Below are 21,824 nucleotides of genomic sequence, written 5' to 3'. Positions count from 1 at the left end.
TCTACGTCCGCGAAATCCGACTCGCTACCCTTCGAAACATGATTGACCAGGGGCTCGAGCGTCGCAGTGCCGCCGTAACCGAGATGCCGGACGAGCTACGCCACGATGTGCGCATGCTCGGCAAACTGCTCGGCCAGGTGCTCGCCGAGCAGGGCGGCGAAGACCTGCTGGCCGATGTCGAACGCTTGCGCAAAGCCGTCATCTCGGCGCGCAAGGGTGAGATCTCGGCCGACGTGATCACCGAGATGGTCGCCGGATGGGAGATTGAGCGGGCCGTGGCCGTGGCCCGCGCGTTCACCTGCTACTTCCACCTGGCCAACCTGGCCGAGGAGCACTACCGCATCCGTACGCTGCGGGAGCGCGACGCCGAGGGCCGGGTGCAGCGCGAGTCGCTCGCGCAGGCCGTACAGGAGCTGGGGCACGAACGGGTCGGCGAGCTGCTGGAGGGCCTTGAGCTGCATCCCGTGCTCACCGCCCACCCCACGGAGGCCCGCAGGCGTGCCGTCGTCACCGCGATCCAGCGCATCAGCGGCCAGCTCACCGAGTACAACGCGCCAGGACGCGGCGCCTCCGAGCGCGCCGAGAACAAGCGGCGCATGCTGGAGGAGATCGACCTGCTGTGGCGTACGGCCCAGCTCCGCTCCTCCAAGCTCGACCCGCTCGACGAGGTGCGCACCGCCATGGCCGCCTTCGACGAGACGCTCTTCCGTACGGTGCCGCAGGTCTACCGCTCGCTCGACGCGGCGCTCGACGAGCGCACCGGCACCCGCCCGCCGCAGGCCAGGCCCTTCATCAGGTACGGCAGCTGGATCGGCGGCGACCGCGACGGCAACCCCAACGTCACCGCCAAGGTCACCCGCGAGACCGTGCAGATCCACTCCGAGCACGTGCTGACGGCGCTGGAGACCGCCTGCAGCCGCATCGCCCGCACGCTGACCGCCTCCGCCCAGTTCGCGCCGCCCTCGGCCGAGCTGCGCGCCCGGCTCGCCGCGTCCGTGGACGCCCACCCCGACGTGGTGTCGGAGCTGGCGACCCGCTCGCCGCGCGAGCCGCACCGGCAGTGGCTGCTGTTCGTGGCCGCCCGCATCGCCGCCACCCACCGCCGCGACCTCGACCTCGCCTACCGCTCACCCGACGAGCTGCTCGCCGACCTCCGGCTGGCCCAGGAGTCGCTGGCGGCCTCCGCGCCGCGCCAGGCGTACGGGGAGCTGCAGCACCTCATCTGGCAGGTGGAGACGTTCGGCTTCCACCTGGCCGAGCTGGAGGTGCGCCAGCACTCCCAGGTGCACGCGGCGGCCCTGGAGGAGCTGCGCGCGGGCGCGGAGCCGTCGGAGCGCACCGAGGAGGTGCTCGCCACGATCCGGGTGATCGGCTGGATCCAGGAGCGCTTCGGCGTCAAGGCGTGCTCCCGCTACGTGGTCTCCTTCACCCGCACGGCCGACGACATCGCCGCAGTCCACGAGCTGGCCCGCCACGCGCTCGGCGACCGCGCGCCGGTGCTCGACGTGGTGCCGCTGTTCGAGTCGGGCGAGGACCTCGCCAACTCGGCCCGCGTGCTGACCGGCATGCTGGACATCCCGCAGGTGCGGCAGCGGCTCGCCGACACCGGCCGGCGCATGGAGATCATGCTCGGCTACTCCGACTCGGCCAAGGAGCTCGGCCCCGCCGCCGCCACGCTGCGGCTGTACGAGGCGCAGGAGGCGCTGACCGCCTGGGCCGCCGAGCACGACGTCAAGCTGCGCATGTTCCACGGCAGGGGCGGCGCGCTCGGCCGCGGCGGCGGCCCGGCCAACCGCGCGGTGCTGGCCCAGGCGCCCGGCTCGGTCGCGGGCCGGTTCAAGGTCACCGAGCAGGGCGAGGTCATCTTCGCCCGCTACGGCCACATCGCCATCGCCCGCCGGCACCTGGAGCAGGTGGCCAACGCGGTGCTCATGGCCTCGTCGCCCACCGTGAGCGAGCGCACGGCCGCCGCCGCCGAGCGCTTCCGCGGGCTGGCCGAGCAGGTGGCGACCGCCTCCGAGCAGGCGTATCGGGCGCTGACCGAGGCACCCGGCTTCCCCGAGTGGTTCGGCCTGGTCAGCCCGCTGGAGGAGATCGGCACGTTGCGGCTCGGCTCCCGCCCGGCGCGGCGCGGGCTCGGCGCGCCCCGCTCGCTGGACGACCTGCGGGCCATCCCGTGGGTGTTCGCCTGGGCGCAGACCAGGGTCAACCTTCCCGGCTGGTACGGCCTCGGCACCGGCCTCGCCTCCGTCGGCTCCGTCGACGAGCTGCGGGCGGCGTACCAGGAGTGGCCGCTGTTCAACGCGCTGCTGGACAACGCCGAGATGTCGCTGGCCAAGACCGACCGCTCGATCGCCAAGCGCTACCTCGCGCTGGGCGGGCGGGAGGACTTCAGCAGGCAGGTTCTGGAGGAGTACGACCGCACCCGCGAGCTGGTGCTGCGCGTCACCGGGCACACCCGGCTGCTGGAGAACCGCAAGGTGCTCAGCAGGGCCGTGCAGCTGCGCGACCCGTACGTGGACGCGCTGTCGCACCTCCAGCTCCGCGCCCTGCGCGCGCTGCGCACCGGCAACCCGTCGGAGCAGGAGCGCGATCGGCTGTCCACGCTGCTGCTGCTGTCGGTCAACGGGGTCGCGGCCGGCCTGCAGAACACCGGCTGATCGTCAGGTGAGCCCGTGCCGGGAACGGCACGGGCTCACACCAGAACGGGGCTCACGCCTGGACGCGTTCGGCGCCCGCGTACACGTTGCAGCGCTCGCCGCGCAGGAAGCCCACCAGTGTCAGGCCGAACTCCCTGGCCAGCTCCACCGCCAGCGACGACGGCGCCGACACCGCGCAGACCACGGGCACGCCGGCCGCCAGCGCCTTCTGCATGATCTCGTAGCTGGCCCGGCCGCTCACCATGAGCACGTGCTCGGCCAGCGGCAGCCGCCCGGTCAGCGCCGCCCAGCCGGTCAGCTTGTCCACGGCGTTGTGCCGGCCGACGTCCTCGCGCACCGCCACCGGCGTCCCGTCGGCCGCGAACAGCCCCGCCGCGTGCAGGCCGCCCGTCTTGCCGAACACGCCCTGGGCCCGCCGCAGCGCGTCGGGCAGCGCGTACAGCAGGTCGGGGGAGAGCTCGAGCCGGCCGCGCGGCACCGGGCGGCAGCGGTCGCGCAGCGCGTCGAGGCTGGCGGAGCCGCACACGCCGCACGCGCTAGAGGTGAGGAAGTGCCGGTCGAGCGCGGGCAGCTCGGGGATGGGGCCGTTCAGGCGCACCGTCACGGTGTTGTAGCGCGCCTCGGGCGGCAGGTCCTCGTCCGTGCAGTACGCGATCGCCGCGATGTCACCCGGCCCCGCCAGCCCCTCGCCGTGCAGGAACCCGGCCGCCAGCTCGAAGTCGTGGCCAGGCGTGCGCATGGTGATGGCGACCGTCCTGCGGGCGCCGTCGGGCGCGGTGAGCCGGATCTCCAGCGGCTCCTCCGTCGCCAGGTCGTCGCGCCGGTCGCGGCCCGACGCGCCGGACAGCTCCCTGACGCGGACGCGGGTGATCGGCCCTGGCCGCGTGACCTCACCGGTAGGCATGCTCATCCCTCCGTCCTACCCCCTGCGAAGATAGGGGGATGCCCGACTCACGCTACTCCGACCTGGAGCGCCCGCCCCTGTCCGAGGCGGCGCTCAACCGCGCCCTGGTCCGCCCCGGCTCGCTGTGGACCGCGCTCACCGTCGTCGACAGCACCGGCTCCACCAACGCCGACCTGGCCGCGGCGGCCCGCGACGGCGCGCCGGAGGGCACGGTGCTGGTCGCCGAGTCGCAGCAGGCGGGCCGCGGCCGGCTGGGCCGCGCCTGGTCGGCGCCGCCGCGTTCGGGGCTGACGTTCTCGATCCTGCTCAGGCCGACGGTGCCGGTGGCGGCCCAGGGCTGGCTGTCCCTCCTGTACGGCGTCGCCGCCGCCTCCGCCGTACGCCGCCTGGCCGAGGTCGACGTCCGGCTGAAGTGGCCCAACGACCTGCTGATCGGCGAGCGCAAGCTGGCCGGGGTGCTGGCCGAGCGGGCCGACGACGCCGTGATCATCGGCATGGGCCTGAACGTCTCGCTCCGCGAGGACGAGCTGCCCGTCGAGACCGCCACGTCGCTGGCCGTCGAGAAGGCCGCCTGCGCCGACCGCGACCCGCTGCTGCGGGCCGTGCTGCGCGAGGTCGAGAGCCACTACCGCGAATGGACGCAGGCCGGCGGCGACGCCGAGGCGTCCGGGCTGCGCTCGGCCTACCTGGCCTCCAACGCCACCATCGGCCGCAGGGTCAGGATCGAGCTGCCCGGCGACCGCACGCTCACCGGCCTCGCGACCGGCGTCGACCTGGCCGGTCACCTGCTGGTGGAGGCGGGCGGCGAGCGCCACACGCTGAGCGCCGGCGACGTCGTGCACGTCAGACCGGCGGGGTGATCAGCCCGGTTCGTCCGGTGGCATGGCAGGCCGGTGGCGTTGGTGGCACGATACGGGCCATGACCATTCCCGACCACCATCTGACGCAGGGTGAGCGGCGCGTCCGGTCCTTCCACCCCCACTGGAAGCGGCTCGTCGTCCCCTTCATCGCGCTGGTCCTCATCGCCGCCGCGTCCGGCGCCGCGATCTACTTCATCCCGGGCGACTTCGAGTACGCCTCCTACGCCAGGATCGCGGTGGCCGTCATCGGGCTCATCCTGCTGACGATCTGGTCGTTCGTGCCTTACCTGCAGTGGAAGAACACCGGCTACGTGCTCACCACCCACCGCTTCACGATCAGCACGGGCGTGCTCAACAAGTCGACCGACGAGATCCCGATCGCCAAGGTCAACACGGTGAGCTCCGACCAGACCTTCCCCGAGCGGCTGCTCGGCTGCGGCACGCTGACGGTCGAGTCGGCGGGCGAGCGCGGCGAGATCGTGCTGCGCGACATCCCGAAGATCCAGGACGTCCGCACCGACCTGTTCCGCCTCGTGGAGGACGCCTCCGACGGCGAGATCGACGGCCGCTGACCGCGCGCCGCCGGTCCGTGTGAGAAGTGGTCCCGGCGTGGTCGAGCCCTATGTCTTGCGGAGATCATCCTCCTGACACAAGATGGCTGGCATGCCGTACGAAGTGCAGGGCGTCGTCGCCCGGGGCAAGGGCCAGGAAGTTTCGCTCGAGACGGTGCTCGTGCCGGACCCAGGTCCGGGCGAGGCGGTGGTGAATGTGCAGGCCTGCGGCGTGTGCCACACCGACCTGCACTATCGGGAGGGCGGGATCAGCGACGACTACCCGTTCCTGCTCGGCCATGAGGCGGCGGGCGTCGTCGAGGCGGTCGGCCCCGGCGTCACCGAGGTCGAGCCGGGCGACTTCGTCATCCTCAACTGGCGCGCGGTGTGCGGTCAGTGCCGGGCCTGCCTGCGCGGCCGTCCGTGGTACTGCTTCAACACCCACAACGCCACCCAGAAGATGACGCTCAAGGACGGCACGGAGCTGTCGCCGGCGCTCGGCATCGGGGCGTTCCTGGAGAAGACGCTCGTCGCGGCCGGCCAGTGCACGAAGGTCTCGTCCGAGGCGCCCGCGCAGGTCGCGGGCCTGCTGGGGTGCGGCGTGATGGCCGGGCTCGGCGCGGCGATCAACACCGGCGGCGTCACCCGCGGCGACAGCGTGGCCGTCATCGGCTGCGGCGGCGTCGGCGACGCGGCCATCCTCGGCGCCTCGCTGGCCGGCGCGAGCCGGATCATCGCCGTCGACGTGGACGACCGCAAGCTGGAGTGGGCCCGCCAGTTCGGCGCCACCCACACGGTCAACTCCCGCGCGAACGACCCGGTCGCGGCCATCCGCGAGCTGACCGGGGGCAACGGCGCCGACGTGGTGGTCGAGGCGGTGGGCAGGCCCGAGACGTACGAGCAGGCGTTCTACGCCCGCGACCTGGCCGGCACGGTCGTGCTGGTCGGCGTGCCGACCCCCGAGATGCGCATCGACCTGCCGCTGCTCGACGTGTTCGGCCGCGGCGGCGCGCTGAAGTCCTCCTGGTACGGCGACTGCCTGCCCTCGCGCGACTTCCCGATGCTCATCGACCTGTTCCTGCAGAACCGCCTGCCGCTCGACAAGTTCGTCTCCGAGACGATCGCGATCGACCAGGTCGAGGAGGCGTTCGCGAAGATGCACAGGGGCGAGGTGCTGCGTTCGGTGGTGGTCTTCTGATGATCGACCGGGTCATCACGTCGGGCACGTTCTCGCTGGACGGCGGCACGTGGGACGTCGACAACAACGTCTGGCTGGTCGGCGACGCCCGCGAGGTCGTGGTCATCGACGCGGCCCACGACGCGGCGGCGATCGCCGAGCGGGTGGGCGGCCGCGGGGTGCGGGCCATCGTCTGCACCCACGCGCACAACGACCACATCAACGCCGCCCGCGACCTGGCCGAGCGCACGGGCGCGCCGATCCGGCTGCACCCGGCCGACCAGGTGTTGTGGGAGCAGGTCTACGGGCCCGAGGTGGCGTACGAGCCGCTGGGCGACGGCGACAAGCTGACCGTGGGCGGCATCGCGCTGCAGGTGCTGCACACGCCGGGGCACGCGCCAGGCGCGATCTGCCTGTACGCGCCCGACCTGGGCGCCTTGTTCAGCGGCGACACGCTGTTCAAGGGCGGCCCGGGGGCGACCGGCCGGTCCTACAGCTCGTTCGAGACCATCATCGACTCGATCAAGGAGCGGCTGCTGACGCTGCCGCCGGAGACGGTCGTGCACACCGGCCACGGCGACTCCACCTCGATCGGCGCGGAGGCCCCGCACCTGGAGGAGTGGATCGCGCGCGGCCACTGATCGGCGGCAGGCCCTTCACCTGCGGGGATAGACGACTGTGACCGACCCAACGTAGGCATGCCTAACCTCAGTGGGCTATCTTAGGTGTGCCTTACCTAAGGCTGTCCCCCGGTTGTCCCTGCGTGAAAGGCCTGCCCCCGCATGTACGTGTGCATCTGTCGTGCCGTGACCGAGAACGAGGTGCACGACTGCATCGCTGAAGGGGCGACCAGCGCCAAGCAGATCCGCGACACCACTGGTGCCGGTGGTGACTGTGCCCGTTGTGTACGGAAGATCTGTGCGATCCTGAAAAGGTCTCAAGAACTGACGACCGCATGACCGGATAGCGATGAGGGGCCCCGTTATGCAGGGCGACAAGCAGATCATCGAGCTGCTCAACGAACAGCTGACCGCGGAGCTGACCGCGATCAACCAATACTTCCTGCACGCCAAGATGCAGGAGAACTGGGGTTACACCAAGCTCGCCAAGCACACCCGCGACGAGTCCTTCGAGGAGATGCGCCACGCCGAGCGACTCACCGACCGCATCCTCTTCCTCGAGGGCCTGCCCAACTACCAGCGCCTCGGCACGCTGCACATCGGCCAGACCGTCCCCGAGCAGCTCCAGGCCGACCTGGAGGTGGAGCTGGCGGTGGTGCAGCGCCTGCGGCCGGCGATCCAGCTGATGCGCGAGAAGGGCGACATCACCTCGGCCAACATCTTCGAGGACATCCTCAAGGACGAGGAAGAGCACATCGACTACCTGGAGACCGAGCTGGAGCTCATCCAGAGCCTGGGCGAGCAGCTCTACCTGGCCAGGTACACCGAGCCGCGCTCATACGACGACTGACGCGCCCGGCCCCTCGGGGCGCGCCGCATCCCCTCAGCCGCGCGCCCCGGCGTCCGGCGCGCTCTCAGGGCGCGATATCCGGAAATCAGCGGCATTTCCGCTTGATCGAAAATCCGATCGTTATGTGGAGAAACGCCGAACCCCGCGAGGTTGCGGCGTTCACGAGCGGGCATGACCACCCGATGACTCCCGCCCCACGGGCCCCGGTGTTTTAATCACCACCTACCGTATTTTAGCTGTGTTTGCCCAGGTCAATGGATAGGTCAACGACGAGTCAAACCGCGCGCTGTGCCCGGGAAACGATCGCCTAAGGTCCTACGATCGCTTTATGACCTGCGTTCTTCTCGCCGAGGATGACACCTCGATTTCCGAGCCGCTCGCGCGCGCCCTGCGCCGCGAGGGCTATCAGGTCGAGGTGAGTCCCGATGGTCCTCAAGCGCTTGAGAGGGCCCTTTCGGGCGGCATCGACCTCATTGTTCTCGACCTTGGCCTGCCGGAGATGGACGGCCTCGAGGTCGCCCGCCGGATCCGCGCCGAAGGCCACGGCACTCCGGTCCTGATACTCACGGCACGTGTCGACGAGGTCGACACCGTCGTCGGCCTCGACGCCGGCGCCGACGACTACGTGACGAAACCGTTCCGCCTCGCCGAGCTGCTCGCCAGAGTGCGGGCGCTGCTGCGGCGTGGCACGTCCGAAACCCCGGTCGTCCAGGGGGTGCGCATCGACGCCGACTCGCGCCGCGCCTGGATGGGGGACAAGGAGCTGCATCTGACCACCAAGGAGTTCGACCTCCTGCGGGTGCTCGTCCGCGACGCCGGCAAGGTCGTCACCCGCGAGCAGATCATGCGCGAGGTGTGGGACACCAACTGGTGGGGCTCCACCAAGACGCTCGACATGCACATCTCCTGGCTGCGTCGCAAGCTGGGCGACGACGCCGCCAAGCCGCGTTACATCACCACGGTCCGGGGGGTCGGCTTCAGGTTCGAGCGCGAGTAGGAGATGCGCCGCCGACTGCTCTCCTCCACTCTGCTCGTCGCGGTCATCGCGGTCCTGCTGCTGGGGGTCCCCCTGGGCGTCGTCGTCAGCCGTCTGATCGTCGATGAGGCGGCTCAGGAGCTCGGGGCTGAGGCCAAGCGTCTCGTGGGAGAGGTGGAGTACGCCCGCGTCCAGGAGGCGCCGCTCGACCCCCAGCAACTGGAACAGAAATACCCGGGCAGATTCATTCAGATCTGGGAACGCGGAACCCCCCTGAGGGTGACCGTCGTCGGCGACCCCCCGCCGTCGGGTCACCTCATGACCGAGGACGCCCAGACCAACACCGGTGTCTACGTACGCATCAGCCGCGACCGCGACCAGGTCGAGCAGGACGTACGGGCTCGCCTGCTGCTCATCGTGGCCCTCGCCGGCGCCGCGCTGGCGGTCGCCGTGAGCCTGGCCGTCGTGCAGTCGCGGCGGCTCACGCTGCCCCTGCAGGACCTGGCGAAGATCGCCGACCGGCTGGGCTCAGGAGACGCGCGGCCGAGCAAGCACCGCTACGGCATCCCCGAGCTCGACCGCGTGGCGCAGGTGCTCGACCGCAGCGCCACCCGCATCTCCGACCTGCTCACCCGCGAGCGCGAGTTCGCCACCGACGCCTCCCACCAGCTCCGCACCCCCTTGACGGGGCTGACGATGCGTCTTGAGGAGATCGTGGCCTCATCCGACGAGCCCGAGGTCGTCCGCGAGGAGGGCGAGGCGGCGATCGTGCAGGCCGAGCGGCTCACCGCGGTCATCGACGAACTGCTGGCCGCGGCCCGCCGACAGCGGCACGCCCAGGCCGAGCCGGTGGCCGTGGACGAGGTGCTGGTGCAGCAGATGACCGAGTGGGAGCCGGTGTTCAAGGACGCGGGCCGCGTGCTGCAGCTCGAAGGCACACGCGAGCTCAAGGCGATGACCACCACCGGCGGCTTCGGCCAGGTCATCGCCTCGCTGCTGGAGAACTCCCTGCGGCACGGCGGCGGCGCCGTCACCGTCACCACCACCTGCGGCGACAACTACGTGGTGATCGAGGTGGCGGACGAGGGCCCCGGCATCGCCGACGACATCGCCCCCAAGATCTTCGACAGGAACGTCAGCGGCGGCGGAGGCACCGGCCTCGGCCTGACGCTGGCCCGAGCGCTGGCCGCCGCCGACGGCGGCCGGCTGGAGCTGGTGCGGCGCAGGCCCGCGACGTTCGCCATCTTCCTGCGGCCGGCCGACGACGACGGCCGCAACAGGGTGGTCAGCGGTCCTGCCTGACGCCACCCTCAGGCAGCTCCACCGGGATCGGCTCGGTGGCCTCCAGGAACACCCACTTCTTGTACGACCAGTAGCGGAACAACGTGCCGAGCCCGACGCCCACGATGTTGGCGATGTTGAAGCTGAGCGTGTCGTGCAGCCCGAGCGTGTAGGTGGTGAAGCCGATCGTCAGCATGCCGAACAGCAGGGCGATGCCGTTGAGCAGGAAGAACAGGAAGTATTCGCGGCCCAGCCCGCTCTGCTCGCGGTGGCGGAAGGTCCAGAAGCGGTTGCCCAGGTAAGCGAAGGTCGTGGAGATCGTCGTCGCCACGACCTTGGAGGTCAGCGGGCCCAGGCCGACCACGACGTTGAAGAGGTTGAGCAGACTCGTGTCGAGGACGAACGCGACCGCCCCGATGCTGCCGAACTTGGCCAGCTCGTGCACGAGGGACGCGAACCGCTCGTAGAGCCGCTTGGCGAATGTCACGTCTCTGCTCGGTCCTTCCTTGTCGAGCTGACCCACTCAGCGTACCGGCCACGATGAGGGCCGGACGTCAGGCGTACGAACATACCCCGCAAAGAAGGTCTGTAGAAATATCGCCCTATGTGCGGCATACCCGTTAAAGAGGCATTACGCTGCCATGCAGTTCGAGGGCACGCGAATCGCTGGGCGGTCGTGCCTGCGAGGCAACCCGGAACGGCCGTCCAGCCCCCTGACGAGTGCGGACGTTGACCCGGAAGGTCCAGGGCCGGGCGGGGTAAGAGTTGCGTCCCGGTAAGCTCGCCTGACGTGAGTGCCATCAGCCCCATCGGACCGGTCGTCGGCATCGTCGGCGCGGGCCAGCTCGCCAGGATGTCGCAGCCGCCCGCCATCGCGCTCGGTGTCGAGCTGCGGGTGCTGGCCAACACTCCTGAGGAGAGCGCGGCCCGGGTCATCGTCGACACGCGCATCGGAGACTATCGCGATCTTGAGGTGCTCCGGGCGTTCGCGCAGGGCTGCGACGTCGTCACGTTCGACCACGAGCACGTCCCCACCGAGCACATCAAGGCCCTGGTCGCCGACGGCCACACCGTGCGGCCCGGCGCCGAAGCCCTCGTGCACGCCCAGGACAAGGCGGTCATGCGCGAGCGGCTCAGCGCGATCGGCGTGCCCTGCCCCGCCTGGCGGCGGGTCCCGTCCGCCGGCGACGCCACCGCCTTCGCCGACTCCCACGGCTGGCCGGTCGTGCTCAAGGCCGTACGCGGCGGCTACGACGGGCGCGGCGTGTGGGTGTGCCGCACGCCCGAAGAGGTCGCCGAGGCGTTCGCGACCGGCGTCGAGCTGATGGCCGAGGCGTTCGTCCCGTTCGAGCGTGAGGTGTCCGTGCTGGTCGCCCGCTCGCCCCACGGGCAGGGCGTCAGCTACCCCGTCGTCGAGACCGTGCAGCAGGACGGCATCTGCGTCGAGGTCATCGCGCCCGCCCCCGACCTCGACCCCGAGGCGGCCGCGCGGGCCCAGCACATCGGCCTGCAGATCGCCCACGAGCTGGGCGTGACCGGGCTGCTGGCCGTCGAGATGTTCCAGACCGCGCGCGGCTTCGTGGTCAACGAGCTGGCCATGCGCCCCCACAACAGCGGCCACTGGACGATCGAGGGCGCCACCACCTCGCAGTTCGAGCAGCACCTGCGGGCCGTGCTCGACCTGCCGCTCGGCTCGCCCCGCATGACCGCGCAGGTCGTCGTCATGGCCAACCTGCTCGGCGGCGACGACCCCGACCTGTTCAAGCGCTACGAGCACGTGCTCGCCCACGATCCCGGCATCAAGCTGCACTTCTACGGCAAGGAGGTGCGCCCGGGCCGCAAGATCGGCCACGTCACCGCGCTGGGCTCCAACCTCGACGAAGTACGCGCCCGCGCCCGCCACGCCGCCGTCTACCTCATGACCGGGGAGTACACATGAGCACGGGCTCCACCACGGGTCCCGCTACGGGCCCCGCCACGGGCCCCGCCACGGGCACTGTCGGCATCGTCATGGGCAGTGACTCGGACTGGCCGGTCATGAAGGCCGCTGCCGAGGCGGTCGCCGAGTTCGGCGTGCCGTTCGAGGCCGACGTCGTCTCGGCGCACCGCATGCCGGTCGAGATGATCGACTACGGTCGCCAGGCCGCGTCCCGGGGCGTCAAGGTGATCATCGCCGGCGCCGGCGGGGCCGCCCACCTGCCCGGCATGCTGGCCTCCGTCACGCCGCTGCCGGTCATCGGGGTGCCGGTGCCGCTCAAATACCTCGACGGCATGGACTCCCTGCTGTCCATCGTCCAGATGCCGGCGGGGGTGCCCGTCGCCACCGTCGCCGTCGGCGGCGCCCGCAACGCCGGCCTCCTCGCCGTCCGGATCCTGGCCGCCTCCGATGAGGGGTTGCGGGCGCGGATGGAGGAGTTCCAGGTGCGGTTGAAGGAGCAGGCGTACGCGAAGGGCGAACGCCTGCGCGCCGAGGCCGCCGACCTCTGACCCCTCCAGCACGCCCCCGGCCCGCACCGCCCCGTCCCACGCGAGACCCCGGCCACGCCGCCAGTCGCGTCCGCGCACGCCGCCAGTCGCGTCCGCACACCGCCCCTGTGCGTGCCGCTGATCGCGGTTGCTTGCGGCTTTTATCCTCGGGTTTTCCGTGGATAGGGTGCGTTGCCATGGACGACGACCCGATCAAGGGCCACGAGGCCCGCGTACGCGCTGTTGACCCGCTCGTGGCCGACCAGGGCACGCTGGTCGTCAGGGAGCGGGACGTGCCGCTGGAGGTGCCCGGGGGCGTCGGCCTGACCAACGTGGACCGGCTCGACCCTGGCAGCCTCCAGGCCGCGTGGTCGCCGCTGGTCGTGCACCGGCTGCGCGCCCGGGTGTCAGGACCCGACCCGGAGGCCGCGCTGGGGGCGCTCATCGACCGCTGGCTGGCCCTGCCCCGCGACGACGAGCCCGAGCAGGCGCTGAGCGTGGTGTGGCCGAGCCGCGACACCGTACCGGTCAGGGCGCTGGCCAGGCGCGGGTTCGCCCCCACCGTGGCGGTCTCCGTCCACCGCCTGCGCCCGCACGACGCGCCCGCCTCACCGGTGAAGGTCCGCACGGCGGGTCCGGACGACGTGGACGTGGTCGCGGACATGTACGAGCGGCTCGCCGCCTACGACGCGCAGTTCGGCTGGGTGACGCCACGGGCCACCACCTCCGTCAGGATCAGGGAGTCGGTGGCGGGCGAGGTGCTGCCGCTGGAGTGGTGCTGGCTGGCCGAGGTGGACGGCCGCCCCGCGGGCTGCCTCATCGTCGAGCCACCCGCCCGCGCCCGCTGGATCTCGGGCTGGGTGCACGACGCGCCGGTGGCGTACGTGGGAGTGATGTACGTCGAGCCGGAGCTACGGGGGCGTGGCATCGGTGCGGCGCTGACCGAGGTCGCGCACGCGCACGCGGCGGCGGAGGGAGTGTCGTCGCTGCTGCTGCACCACGCGCTGCCCAACCCGCTCTCGACCCCGTTCTGGGCCCGGCGCGGCTACCGCCCGCTGCTCACCCAGTGGATCCGCCACTTGACCTGACAGCAGCCGAGGGCGTGGGGGTCAGGGGCGGCCGAGGGCGCGGTAGTGCCAGCCGGCCGAGCGCCACGCCTCGGCGTTGAGCGCGTTGCGCCCGTCCACGATGCGCCGGGCGGCCACCACGGCGCCCAGCTCTTCCGGGTCGAGCCGGATGAACTCCTGCCACTCCGTGAGCAGCAGCACCACATGTGCCCCGCGTACCGCCTCGACGGCCGATTCGCCGTAGTTCAGCTCGGGATGCGCCTTGCGGGCGTTGTCGAGCGCGATCGGGTCGTACACGGTGACCGCGCCGCCTTGGTGGCCGATCGTGACGGCCACGTCGAGCGCGGGGGAGTCGCGGATGTCGTCGGAGTTGGGCTTGAACGCGGCCCCGAGCACGCCGACCGTGCAGCCGTGGAAGGAGCCGCCGGCCAGCTCTCTGGCAAGGTCGACCATGCGGGCCCTGCGGCGCATGTTGATCGCGTCCACCTCGCGCAGGAACGTCAGCGCCTGGTCGGCCCCCAGCTCGCCGGCCCGCGCCATGAAGGCCCTGATGTCCTTGGGCAGGCAGCCGCCGCCGAAGCCGAGCCCGGCGTTGAGGTAGCGGCCGCCGATGCGGTCGTCGTACGACAGCGCCTCGGACAGCAGCTCGACGTCGGCGTGCGCGGCCTCGCAGACCTCGGCCATGGCGTTGATGAAGGAGATCTTGGTGGCCAGGAACGCGTTCGCGGCCGTCTTGACCAGCTCGGCCGTCGCGAAGTCGGTCACCACGATCGGAACGTCGCCGATCGGCTCGTACACCTCACGCAGGATCTTCTCGGCGCGTTCGGAGCGTACGCCGAGCACGATGCGGTTGGGGTGCAGGGTGTCCTCGACGGCGAAGCCCTCGCGCAGGAACTCGGGGTTCCAGGCCAGCTCGGCCTCGCCGCCGGCGGGCGCGAGCCGGGCGAGCTTGTCGGCCACGCGCTCGGCGGTGCCGACGGGGACCGTCGACTTGCCCACGACCAGGCATTCGCGGTCGAGGAGCGGGGCGAGGGATTCGATGGCGTTGTCCATGTAGGTGACGTCTGCGGCATACTCGCCGCGTTTCTGCGGAGTGCCCACGCAGATGAAGTGCACGTCGCCGAAGGCGGCGACCTCGTCGTACGAGGTGGTGAAGCGCAGCCGCCCGGATTCGAGGCCGCGGCGAAGGACGGGCTCGAGGCCCGGCTCGTGGATGGGGAGCTCGCCGGCGTTCAGACGTCGGATCTTGTCGGCGTCGACGTCGAGGCCCAGGACGTCGAACCCGAGATCAGCCATGCACGCCGCATGGGTGATTCCGAGGTATCCGGTCCCGATCACCGTGAGGCGGTATGGCACGAGTGGCTCCTTTCGACTGAGCAGGCATGCTACCGGGCCCTCGCTACCTCGTACGTGCCACCTGCACTTCGCCGCAAACCGTACTAGCTGGTAACAAGATGGTCGGACGTCCTAGTATCTGATGCATGAGCTTCCCTCTCTACGCGCCCGCCGAAGAGCACGACATGCTCAGGGAGACCGTGCGGGCCCTGGCCGACGAGAAGATCGCGCCGCACGCCGCCGAGATCGACGAGACCGAGGAGTTCTCCTGGGACGTCTACAAGGCGCTCGTGGCCGCCGACCTGCACGCCGTGCACGTGCCCGAGCAGTACGGCGGCGCCGGGGCCGACGCGCTGGCGACCGTGATCGTCATCGAGGAGGTGGCCAGGGCCTGCGCGTCGTCGTCCCTGATCCCCGCCGTCAACAAGCTCGGCACCGTCCCGCTGCTGCTGTCGGCCTCGGAGGAGCTCAAGGCCCGCTACCTGGCGCCGGTGGCGCGCGGGGAGGCGATGTTCTCGTACGCGCTGTCGGAGCCTGAGGCGGGCTCCGACGCGGCGTCCATGAAGACGCGGGCCGTCGCCGACGGCGACGCGTACGTGCTCAACGGCACCAAGATGTGGATCACCAACGCCGGCGTGTCCGAGTACTACACCGTCATGGCCGTCACCGACCCGTCGGCCGGCGCGCGCGGCATCTCCGCCTTCGTCGTGGAGAAGTCGGACGAAGGTGTCTCGTTCGGGCCCAAGGAGAAGAAGCTCGGCATCAAGGGCTCGCCCACCCGCCAGGTCATCCTGGACAACGTCCGCATCCCGGCCGACCGCATGATCGGCGCGCCCGGCACCGGCTTCAAAACCGCCCTCGCCACCCTCGACCACACCCGCGTCACCATCGCCGCCCAGGCCCTCGGCATCGCCCAGGGCGCACTGGACTTCGCGATCGGCTACGTCAAGGAACGCAAGCAGTTCGGCCGGCCGATCGCCGACTTCCAGGGCCTCCAGTTCATGATCGCCGACATGGGCATGAAGCTCGAGGCGGCCCGGCAGCTCACGTACCACGCGGCCGCCAAGTCGGAGCGCGCGATGAACGGCGAGCCCCAGAAGGACCTCACCTACCTCTCGAGCGCGGCGAAGTGCGCCGCCTCGGACGCCGCCATGGAGATCACCACGGACGCTGTGCAACTGCTGGGCGGGTACGGCTACACGAAGGACTTTCCGGTGGAACGCATGATGCGCGACGCCAAGATCACCCAGATCTACGAGGGCACCAACCAGATCCAGCGCATGGTCATGGCCCGCCAGCTCCTGAAGTAGGGCGCTGAGCAGCGGAAACCCCGGCTATCGCTAGGCGTGGAGCTGGGGTTCGCCGCGTCATGAGCCGAAGTCCAACGGTCGTTGTTCCGTGCGTGTTCCGTGAGACACGGGCCGAGCGGAACCGGCCCGCTGCCGCTCCGCGATGGGGCGACGGCGCACGAGGTGATCAGGGGCGGGGCTTGTCGCCACGAATCAACAGCGCTCTCCAACCTTTCGGCTAGGACACCAGTGCCCGTATTGATGCGCGCTTGTCGGGGAGGCCGACTCTTCTGAACCAGAGGACCGGGTTTGAGATGCTGTCCCAGCACTCGTCGTTGTCCACGATCGCGGAGAGAAGCTGCTGCTGGGGCGCGGTCAGTGGTGCGCTCGGTGCGTACGGCTCGGGGAAGGCGCGCTTCAACAGCGGACCCCAGTCGTTGTCGACCGTGTAGGCGCTCGTTATTCGCGCCACGGCTAGCGCCTCTGGCAGGATCTCGTCGATATCGCTGGTACGGCGCAAGAGCGTTGCGATCAGCGCGAATCGGAACTTTCCCTCCGCCTCCGGAACGTGCTCAGAGAACCAGTCGTCGGCAGCGGCGGGATCGGTCAGCGCATGTCTGATCTCTGCCAGCGCAGCCGGGTCTTGGTCCAGCGCGGGAGCGAGTGCGGCCACCGCCCGTACGAACGGGTCCGGATCGTGCAGAAATGCTCGGGGCGCAAGGTCCCACTTCCCCAACGTCAGTGCAGCTGCTGCACGATCGGAAACTGACGAGTGATGGGTCAGGCGCTCCATTCGTTCGGCTTGTTCGGGTCGGAACTCGGCGAGTTCCGGCGCAACCATGAGATGCCCCATCGCGCCCACCGCTGCCTGGCGCACGTCGATGTCCGGTGAGTCGAGCAAGGGGAGAACGGCAAGGTACACGTCGCGCAGGATCGCCTTGCACGCGGCGACAGAGTCCGCGTCCTGGTCCTCATCCTCTTCGAGTTCTTCGTCCTCTTCCTCGTCGTCCTCGTAGAAGGAGACTGATTCGAAAACGGAACCCAGCCACTCCAGTAGAGCGGCTCGTAACGGCCGGTTGCGGTCGTCCCAAGGCAGGTCGCTCTCACAGAGAACCAGGGTGCGCTGATCACTGAGGATGCCGGCAACGAACCTCGCTGCCGGTGCGGTGGCAGGGTAGAGCGTCCCTTGGTGCAGCACAGCCGCATCGAGAAAGGCAAGAGCTGCTCCGCAGCTTGCCGGGTCCTCGCTCAAGAGAGCCAGCAGCTCGCCCGGTGCGTCCGCAGCGTCGCCATACGCATGGTGAAGTCCAGCCCAGTCTGTGTTCTCAATGACGGAGCGTGTGTCGATCATGCAGCGAGGATAGTGGTGACGCTGAAAGGGTGGAGTCGCGCTGCAAGATGCTCGGGCTCGGGCCGTGACGATCGCCGCCAAGACCCTCCTTCGCGCGTCGGCTAGCTCCACCGCGAACGTCATCGGCCCCAGCTGTTCCCCTGGACGGAGAGCATCGGAGAACATCCAAATCTACGAGGGCACCAATCAGATCCAGCGCATGGTCATGGCCCGCCAGCTCCTCAAGTAGCCCCTGGTGTGTGCGGCAACCTGTCGCTGTGGAACAACGGGCTGGCACCGGCGGCGATGACGTATATGGTGGCGGTGTGGGCGGCACATCACGAAGAGCTGCAGTGTGTTGGAGGGAAGGCTCCCGTTTCATGGCATTCGCTGTCCGGTCCATCGAGCAGATCTTTTAATCTGGTGCGGGCCGAGGAGAAGCGAGTCGACGACCGGTTCTATGAACGGCGTGCGGAGCAGATAGGGCGTAATCCTCGCCAGGTGTCCATCCGGGCAATCGGGTCATAGGGGACGCAGTTCAAGGTGGAGGTTCGATGGAACCCGTGCAGGTGTTCCTTGCCTGGTCGATGGAGACCAAGGGAACCGATGAGGTGATCAGGGCCGTCAAGGCCGCCCTGGAAGCGCGGAGCTACAAATGTTACGACTGGAAAGAGCAGCCGCACCCTCGAAATATCGGGATAGAGGTCCAGGAACAGATTCGAAGATCGGACATCCTCATTCTTGAGGGAAGCACTGTCCGCCCGAATCTGGCTTTCGAAGTGGGCTTCGCCCGTGCCCTTGATGTCCCTGTGGTCGTCATCAAGCAGGAGGGGACCAAGGAACTGCCGGAGGACTTCGGCGCACCCCGTTACATCAACTACCCCGGCGAAGGAGCGGACTTCGCCAGGTTCGAGGATGAGTTCGGGCGGCTGCTCGATCGGCTGGAGCAGGGTGGGCTGAGTCGCGGACATCGAGCGTTGCGCCGCCGGCTCGGCGTGTTGCACGAGCGCATGCAGTCGGTTCTGACGCAGCACGATGCCGATCATCCACTCCTTTATCTGCGTAGTGGCTGGCTGGACGCGCTGGCCTCCGAGGTGGGGAACTTCGGTCCTTTGAATATCGTGACCGACCCCGACTACTATTCGCGCTGCTTCGCGGAGCTACGCCAGTGGGACGAAGGCCCGATCAAGGCGATCGCGGACCTCACTGACAACACTGAGACGTTCTGGCTGAACGACCTTGAGCATCTCGAACGTATGAGCGCGAGAGTGACCGAGCGGATCTTCCTCATCGACTGGAAGCTGTTCTTCGGCGGCGAAGCAGAGCTGTCACGGCACATCGCGATGTGGCGACAGCAGAAAAGTAGTCATACGAGCAGCGACTATGACATCTATGTCGCCACGATCGACGATGCAGGCCCTACCGCCCGGCATCCGTTCGGTGAATTGGCCGTCGGCGCGCACCTGCTGCTGCTCGCCCCCGACTGCATCGGCGGCTACAAGCAGCATAGTGACGGTGGCCCGACAGGACGGCGCATGCTCCATATCGAGCGTGACCGCCATCGCTTCAACCTCGCCTTACGCTACTACAACGCGATAAAGCAGCGTGCTGTCAGGTTCGAGCTCGACCACGACTTCTTCATGCTGAAACGAGAGTGGCTGCAAAAACTGGAGATCGGTCGATGGGACCGACGCTGGACCCGGGCCACCGAGCAGCGTTCCCCTGCTTATTTCGAGCGATACGACCAGCACATCCGCGCCTGGATCCCAGCCTATGACCAGCTCATCCAATATTGCGCGGCCACGGTGGCGAGCGAGATCCTGCGCATCTACCAGGCATCCGACACGCCGGTGTCGATCCTGGAAATCGGATATGGCACCGGCAGTCTCACGGCTTCGATCATCCCGTGGATCCACACGCTGTGCGAGCCGTTCGATCAACTCGGACAGGACTATCCAGTCGACCGCTACCGGGCCATCGACCGTGCCAGTCAGATGCGCGAACTGGCCGTACGCAAGGTCGGCGACGAACTGGGCCGGGTCGTACGACTGCTGAACAAGACGGCGTGGGAAGACGTCGATGACGGCGTCAAGCACAATGTGATCTTCGGGTCGTTGGTCATGCACTTCCTGCTCGGCCCCGACCCTACCGACGAGGCACTCCGCGGTTTCTTCCACGAATGTGCCCGCCGACTGGCCGTGGGCGGCAGCCTCGTGTTCGCCGACTGTTTCGCTCCGGATACGGACGAGGGGCGAGAAGCGGCCGTGGCGGCTTGGCGGTCCTGGATGGTCGGTAACGGTCTGTCGGAGGAATACGCCGACGCCTACTTGGAAGGAAATCCTGACATGGTCACCGCGGCTTCCGTGCCCAGGCTTGAGGCGGCGGCCGAAGCGCACAACCTTTACAAGGCGAGAGAGAAGCAGGTGGGCTCTACACAGATGTTCCGGCTGCTGGTCTTCCAGCAGCGGGTGTGATCGCTGCGACGTAGCACAGTGCCTGGGCTCTGGCCACGGCTGCGACGGTCGCGTCGGGGGGAAGGAACCGCCTGTCATGCAATCCGGCATGGATGAATCCAGGTGCGCCGTTCAACCCCACGAATGCCATGAGCGATGGGGCATGGGCTCCATAATGCGCGAAGTCGTCCCCGCCGCAGGAGCGCCATGGCGGCGATACCGTGAATCCTGCTCCCGCGGCCAACTCCTGTGTTCGAAGAGCCAGCGCCGGATCATTGACCAGCACTGGCTCCGATTTGACGAACGTCAGCTCGGCCGTACAACCGAAGGCCTCGGCCACGTGGACCGCGGTCTTCCGCACCGCCGCACGCAGTTCCTCCTGATCACTTTCGTCCATGGCACGGATGGTGAGCCGCGCCTGTGCGGTGCTCGGGATGACATTCTCGGCGGAGCCCGCGTGCACCGCGCCGACCGTGATCGTCGCTCCATGCAGCGGGTCGATGTGCCTGCCCACCAGCCCATGGACAGCCACCACCAGGTGGGACAGCGCCAGCACTGGGTCGCGTGTCCGGTGGGGGTAGGCGGCGTGGCCGCCCCTGCCCTCGATCTCTATCAGAACGGCGTCGGCCGCGGCATTGACCGCACCGGCCTCGGCGCCGATCGAGCCCCACGGCAAATCAGGATGGACATGCACGGCCACCATGGCCGTGGCCTGCTCCGGCGTCAGTTCGCCGGTCTCCAGCAGGGCCACCGCACCGGACGGCTGCCGTTCCTCGGACGGCTGGAAGACCGCCACAAGGGGGACGGGAAGGTCGTCTCCCATCCGGTGTGCGGCCCTGACGAGCGCGAGCAGCGCTGAGGCATGGACGTCGTGACCGCACGCGTGCATGTGCCCGTTGGTGGCGGCGAAAGGGGCGTCGGTCTCCTCCGTTATTTCGAGCGCATCCAGTTCGGCCCTGACCACGACGGATGGAATGCCGGAGGGCCCCACTCTGGCGATCAGGCCGGTGCCCGCCGCTGACCGGTAAGGCACGGGGAGCAGCTCTCTGATCGCCCGGCAGGTCTCGTATTCGGCACCGCCGATCTCCGGCGTGCTGTGGAGACGATGACGAAGGAGAATGGCCGAAGGGATTTCATCGGACAGCAGTGTGAGCAACCTCGGCAGCGTCACGTCTGGAGTATGGGCCGGATCCCGGCCCATTTCCAGGGGTGATGCCACTCCGCTGAGCACCGGTCGGGTGGGCCTCCCAGGTCACGCGCCCATCCGTCTGCGCCATGGCCGATGAGCCACCAGCCGTAGTCATCGGTGGCGGTCATGGCACTCCTTGTACAACGTGGGGGCGTACGGCATCGATCATTGACTGCGGGGCCGACATTTCTGGCCGGCCTCTCGCGCGGTCGTTCGCTCAACAAGCGCTCAACAGGTCCTCAACACCGGCCTGGCTACCTTCGCGGTGTCCAGTACGACGAGCACCAAGGAGAACGCGATGCGAACGCTCAACACGATGGTCCTCGGTGCGGCGGTGACCGCCACGGCTCTGACCGCGGGTGCCCCCGCGCAGGCCTCCGTACAGACCGGCGCCCAGACCTCGTCCGCCACCGTCACCACGGCCGCGGCGACCGGCTCGGAGGCCCTGGCCTGCCGTCAGGTGCGGGTGTACCGTCCCGAGATGCGCAAGGGGCACGTGGCCGCGACCGGCTGGGCCGTCGGCTGCTCCCGCAACCAGCGGGTCAAGATCATGCTTCAGCGCAAGCGCTGGTACGGCTGGCAGACCATCTCCAGCGCCACCTGGTACGGGGCCGGCAAGAAGACGCTGTACAAGGGCTGCAAGCGGGGGACCACCTTCACGTACCGCCTCCAGGGCCAGGTCGCCTACTACTCGGGAAGCAAGTACGTCGTCCACAACGGCTACAGCCCCAAGAGGCGCGCGAAGTGCCCGTGACGCCCAAGGCGTCGGGGTGAAGGAAGACGGCCACTGCATGAGCAGTCGCGCGGTGGGCGTGA

The 21,824-nt window shown here is 69.1% G+C and carries 20 protein-coding genes; 15 read left to right on the top strand and 5 right to left on the bottom strand.

The genetic code is table 11. The annotated features are described in order from the left end of the window. Positions 1-38 precede the first annotated feature (38 nt). Positions 39-2,660 carry a phosphoenolpyruvate carboxylase gene (locus tag ACFFR3_RS04580; protein WP_345396384.1) on the top strand — a complete coding sequence of 874 codons (2,622 nt, stop codon included), beginning with the start codon at positions 39-41 and terminating at the stop codon, positions 2,658-2,660. Positions 2,661-2,712: 52 nt separating this feature from the next. Here the strand turns inward: ACFFR3_RS04580 and fdhD are convergent, their stop codons facing one another. Beyond that, the gene (gene fdhD, locus ACFFR3_RS04575) at positions 2,713-3,564 is read right to left on the bottom strand and encodes a formate dehydrogenase accessory sulfurtransferase FdhD (RefSeq protein ID WP_379482637.1); all 852 of its coding nucleotides are present in this window, start codon (positions 3,562-3,564) and stop codon (positions 2,713-2,715) included. A 38-nt stretch (positions 3,565-3,602) separates the two neighbouring features. On the opposite strand from fdhD, the gene ACFFR3_RS04570 reads away from it, so the two are divergent. From ACFFR3_RS04570 to ACFFR3_RS04535, 8 genes are all read left to right on the top strand, one after another. Then, positions 3,603-4,424 carry a biotin--[acetyl-CoA-carboxylase] ligase gene (locus ACFFR3_RS04570; protein ID WP_345396390.1) on the top strand — a complete coding sequence of 274 codons (822 nt, stop codon included), beginning with the start codon at positions 3,603-3,605 and terminating at the stop codon, positions 4,422-4,424. A gap of 59 nt (positions 4,425-4,483) precedes the next feature. After that, entirely contained in the window at positions 4,484-4,996 is a 513-nt protein-coding gene (locus ACFFR3_RS04565; protein ID WP_345396393.1) for a PH domain-containing protein, read from the top strand. Positions 4,997-5,087: 91 nt separating this feature from the next. Continuing rightward, entirely contained in the window at positions 5,088-6,173 is a 1,086-nt protein-coding gene (locus tag ACFFR3_RS04560; RefSeq protein ID WP_345396396.1) for an S-(hydroxymethyl)mycothiol dehydrogenase, read from the top strand. Then, on the top strand, positions 6,173-6,793 hold the full coding sequence (locus ACFFR3_RS04555; protein ID WP_345396399.1) for an MBL fold metallo-hydrolase: 621 nt from the start codon (positions 6,173-6,175) through the stop codon (positions 6,791-6,793). Before ACFFR3_RS04560 ends, ACFFR3_RS04555 begins: the two co-directional genes overlap by 1 nt. A 141-nt stretch (positions 6,794-6,934) precedes the next feature. Beyond that, complete coding sequence (locus tag ACFFR3_RS04550) at positions 6,935-7,111, top strand: (2Fe-2S)-binding protein (protein WP_345396402.1); 177 nt, start codon at positions 6,935-6,937, stop codon at positions 7,109-7,111. Positions 7,112-7,136: 25 nt separating this feature from the next. Next, positions 7,137-7,622 (top strand): bacterioferritin, encoded by a 486-nt coding sequence (gene bfr / locus ACFFR3_RS04545; RefSeq protein WP_345396405.1) that lies wholly within the window; start codon positions 7,137-7,139, stop codon positions 7,620-7,622. 328 nt (positions 7,623-7,950) lie between these two features. Further along, positions 7,951-8,619 carry a response regulator transcription factor gene (locus tag ACFFR3_RS04540; protein WP_012888073.1) on the top strand — a complete coding sequence of 223 codons (669 nt, stop codon included), beginning with the start codon at positions 7,951-7,953 and terminating at the stop codon, positions 8,617-8,619. A gap of 3 nt (positions 8,620-8,622) precedes the next feature. Then, a complete protein-coding gene (locus ACFFR3_RS04535; RefSeq protein WP_379482636.1) occupies positions 8,623-9,900 on the top strand; it encodes an ATP-binding protein in 1,278 nt (425 codons plus the stop codon). On the opposite strand, the gene ACFFR3_RS04530 is transcribed toward ACFFR3_RS04535, so the two are convergent. Further along, positions 9,884-10,366 carry a GtrA family protein gene (locus ACFFR3_RS04530; protein WP_345396408.1) on the bottom strand — a complete coding sequence of 161 codons (483 nt, stop codon included), beginning with the start codon at positions 10,364-10,366 and terminating at the stop codon, positions 9,884-9,886. The two genes, ACFFR3_RS04535 and ACFFR3_RS04530, sit on opposite strands and share 17 nt — an antisense overlap. A 303-nt stretch (positions 10,367-10,669) precedes the next feature. Here ACFFR3_RS04530 and ACFFR3_RS04525 point away from each other — a divergent pair, with 303 nt between their 5' ends. The 3 genes from ACFFR3_RS04525 to ACFFR3_RS04515 all read left to right on the top strand — a co-directional run bounded on the left by ACFFR3_RS04525 (position 10,670) and on the right by ACFFR3_RS04515 (position 13,433). Further along, the gene (locus ACFFR3_RS04525; RefSeq protein ID WP_364365132.1) at positions 10,670-11,818 is read left to right on the top strand and encodes a 5-(carboxyamino)imidazole ribonucleotide synthase; all 1,149 of its coding nucleotides are present in this window, start codon (positions 10,670-10,672) and stop codon (positions 11,816-11,818) included. 71 nt (positions 11,819-11,889) lie between these two features. Beyond that, complete coding sequence (gene purE / locus ACFFR3_RS04520) at positions 11,890-12,366, top strand: 5-(carboxyamino)imidazole ribonucleotide mutase (RefSeq protein WP_345409543.1); 477 nt, start codon at positions 11,890-11,892, stop codon at positions 12,364-12,366. Between the two features lie 176 nt (positions 12,367-12,542). Then, positions 12,543-13,433: a GNAT family N-acetyltransferase gene (locus ACFFR3_RS04515; protein ID WP_379482635.1), complete on the top strand. Its 891-nt coding sequence runs from the start codon at positions 12,543-12,545 to the stop codon at positions 13,431-13,433. A gap of 21 nt (positions 13,434-13,454) precedes the next feature. On the opposite strand, the gene ACFFR3_RS04510 is transcribed toward ACFFR3_RS04515, so the two are convergent. Then, a complete protein-coding gene (locus tag ACFFR3_RS04510) occupies positions 13,455-14,768 on the bottom strand; it encodes a UDP-glucose dehydrogenase family protein (RefSeq protein WP_379482634.1) in 1,314 nt (437 codons plus the stop codon). 125 nt (positions 14,769-14,893) lie between these two features. Here ACFFR3_RS04510 and ACFFR3_RS04505 point away from each other — a divergent pair, with 125 nt between their 5' ends. Next, positions 14,894-16,057: an acyl-CoA dehydrogenase family protein gene (locus ACFFR3_RS04505; protein ID WP_345396417.1), complete on the top strand. Its 1,164-nt coding sequence runs from the start codon at positions 14,894-14,896 to the stop codon at positions 16,055-16,057. A 217-nt stretch (positions 16,058-16,274) separates the two neighbouring features. On the opposite strand, the gene ACFFR3_RS04500 is transcribed toward ACFFR3_RS04505, so the two are convergent. Further along, positions 16,275-17,387: a HEAT repeat domain-containing protein gene (locus ACFFR3_RS04500; RefSeq protein ID WP_379482633.1), complete on the bottom strand. Its 1,113-nt coding sequence runs from the start codon at positions 17,385-17,387 to the stop codon at positions 16,275-16,277. A 533-nt stretch (positions 17,388-17,920) separates the two neighbouring features. On the opposite strand from ACFFR3_RS04500, the gene ACFFR3_RS04495 reads away from it, so the two are divergent. Beyond that, positions 17,921-19,840 carry a class I SAM-dependent methyltransferase gene (locus ACFFR3_RS04495; protein WP_364365144.1) on the top strand — a complete coding sequence of 640 codons (1,920 nt, stop codon included), beginning with the start codon at positions 17,921-17,923 and terminating at the stop codon, positions 19,838-19,840. Here the strand turns inward: ACFFR3_RS04495 and ACFFR3_RS04490 are convergent. Next, the gene (locus ACFFR3_RS04490) at positions 19,797-20,990 is read right to left on the bottom strand and encodes a M20 metallopeptidase family protein (protein WP_364365147.1); all 1,194 of its coding nucleotides are present in this window, start codon (positions 20,988-20,990) and stop codon (positions 19,797-19,799) included. The two genes, ACFFR3_RS04495 and ACFFR3_RS04490, sit on opposite strands and share 44 nt — an antisense overlap. Positions 20,991-21,306: 316 nt before the next feature. On the opposite strand from ACFFR3_RS04490, the gene ACFFR3_RS04485 reads away from it, so the two are divergent. Continuing rightward, entirely contained in the window at positions 21,307-21,762 is a 456-nt protein-coding gene (locus ACFFR3_RS04485; protein ID WP_379482632.1) for a hypothetical protein, read from the top strand. The last annotated feature ends 62 nt before the right edge of the window (positions 21,763-21,824 follow it).

Origin of the sequence: Nonomuraea salmonea, assembly GCF_042428605.1 — a bacterium.
GTDB lineage: Bacteria > Actinomycetota > Actinomycetes > Streptosporangiales > Streptosporangiaceae > Nonomuraea > Nonomuraea salmonea.
This window is presented reverse-complemented; position numbering and strand designations above follow the sequence as displayed.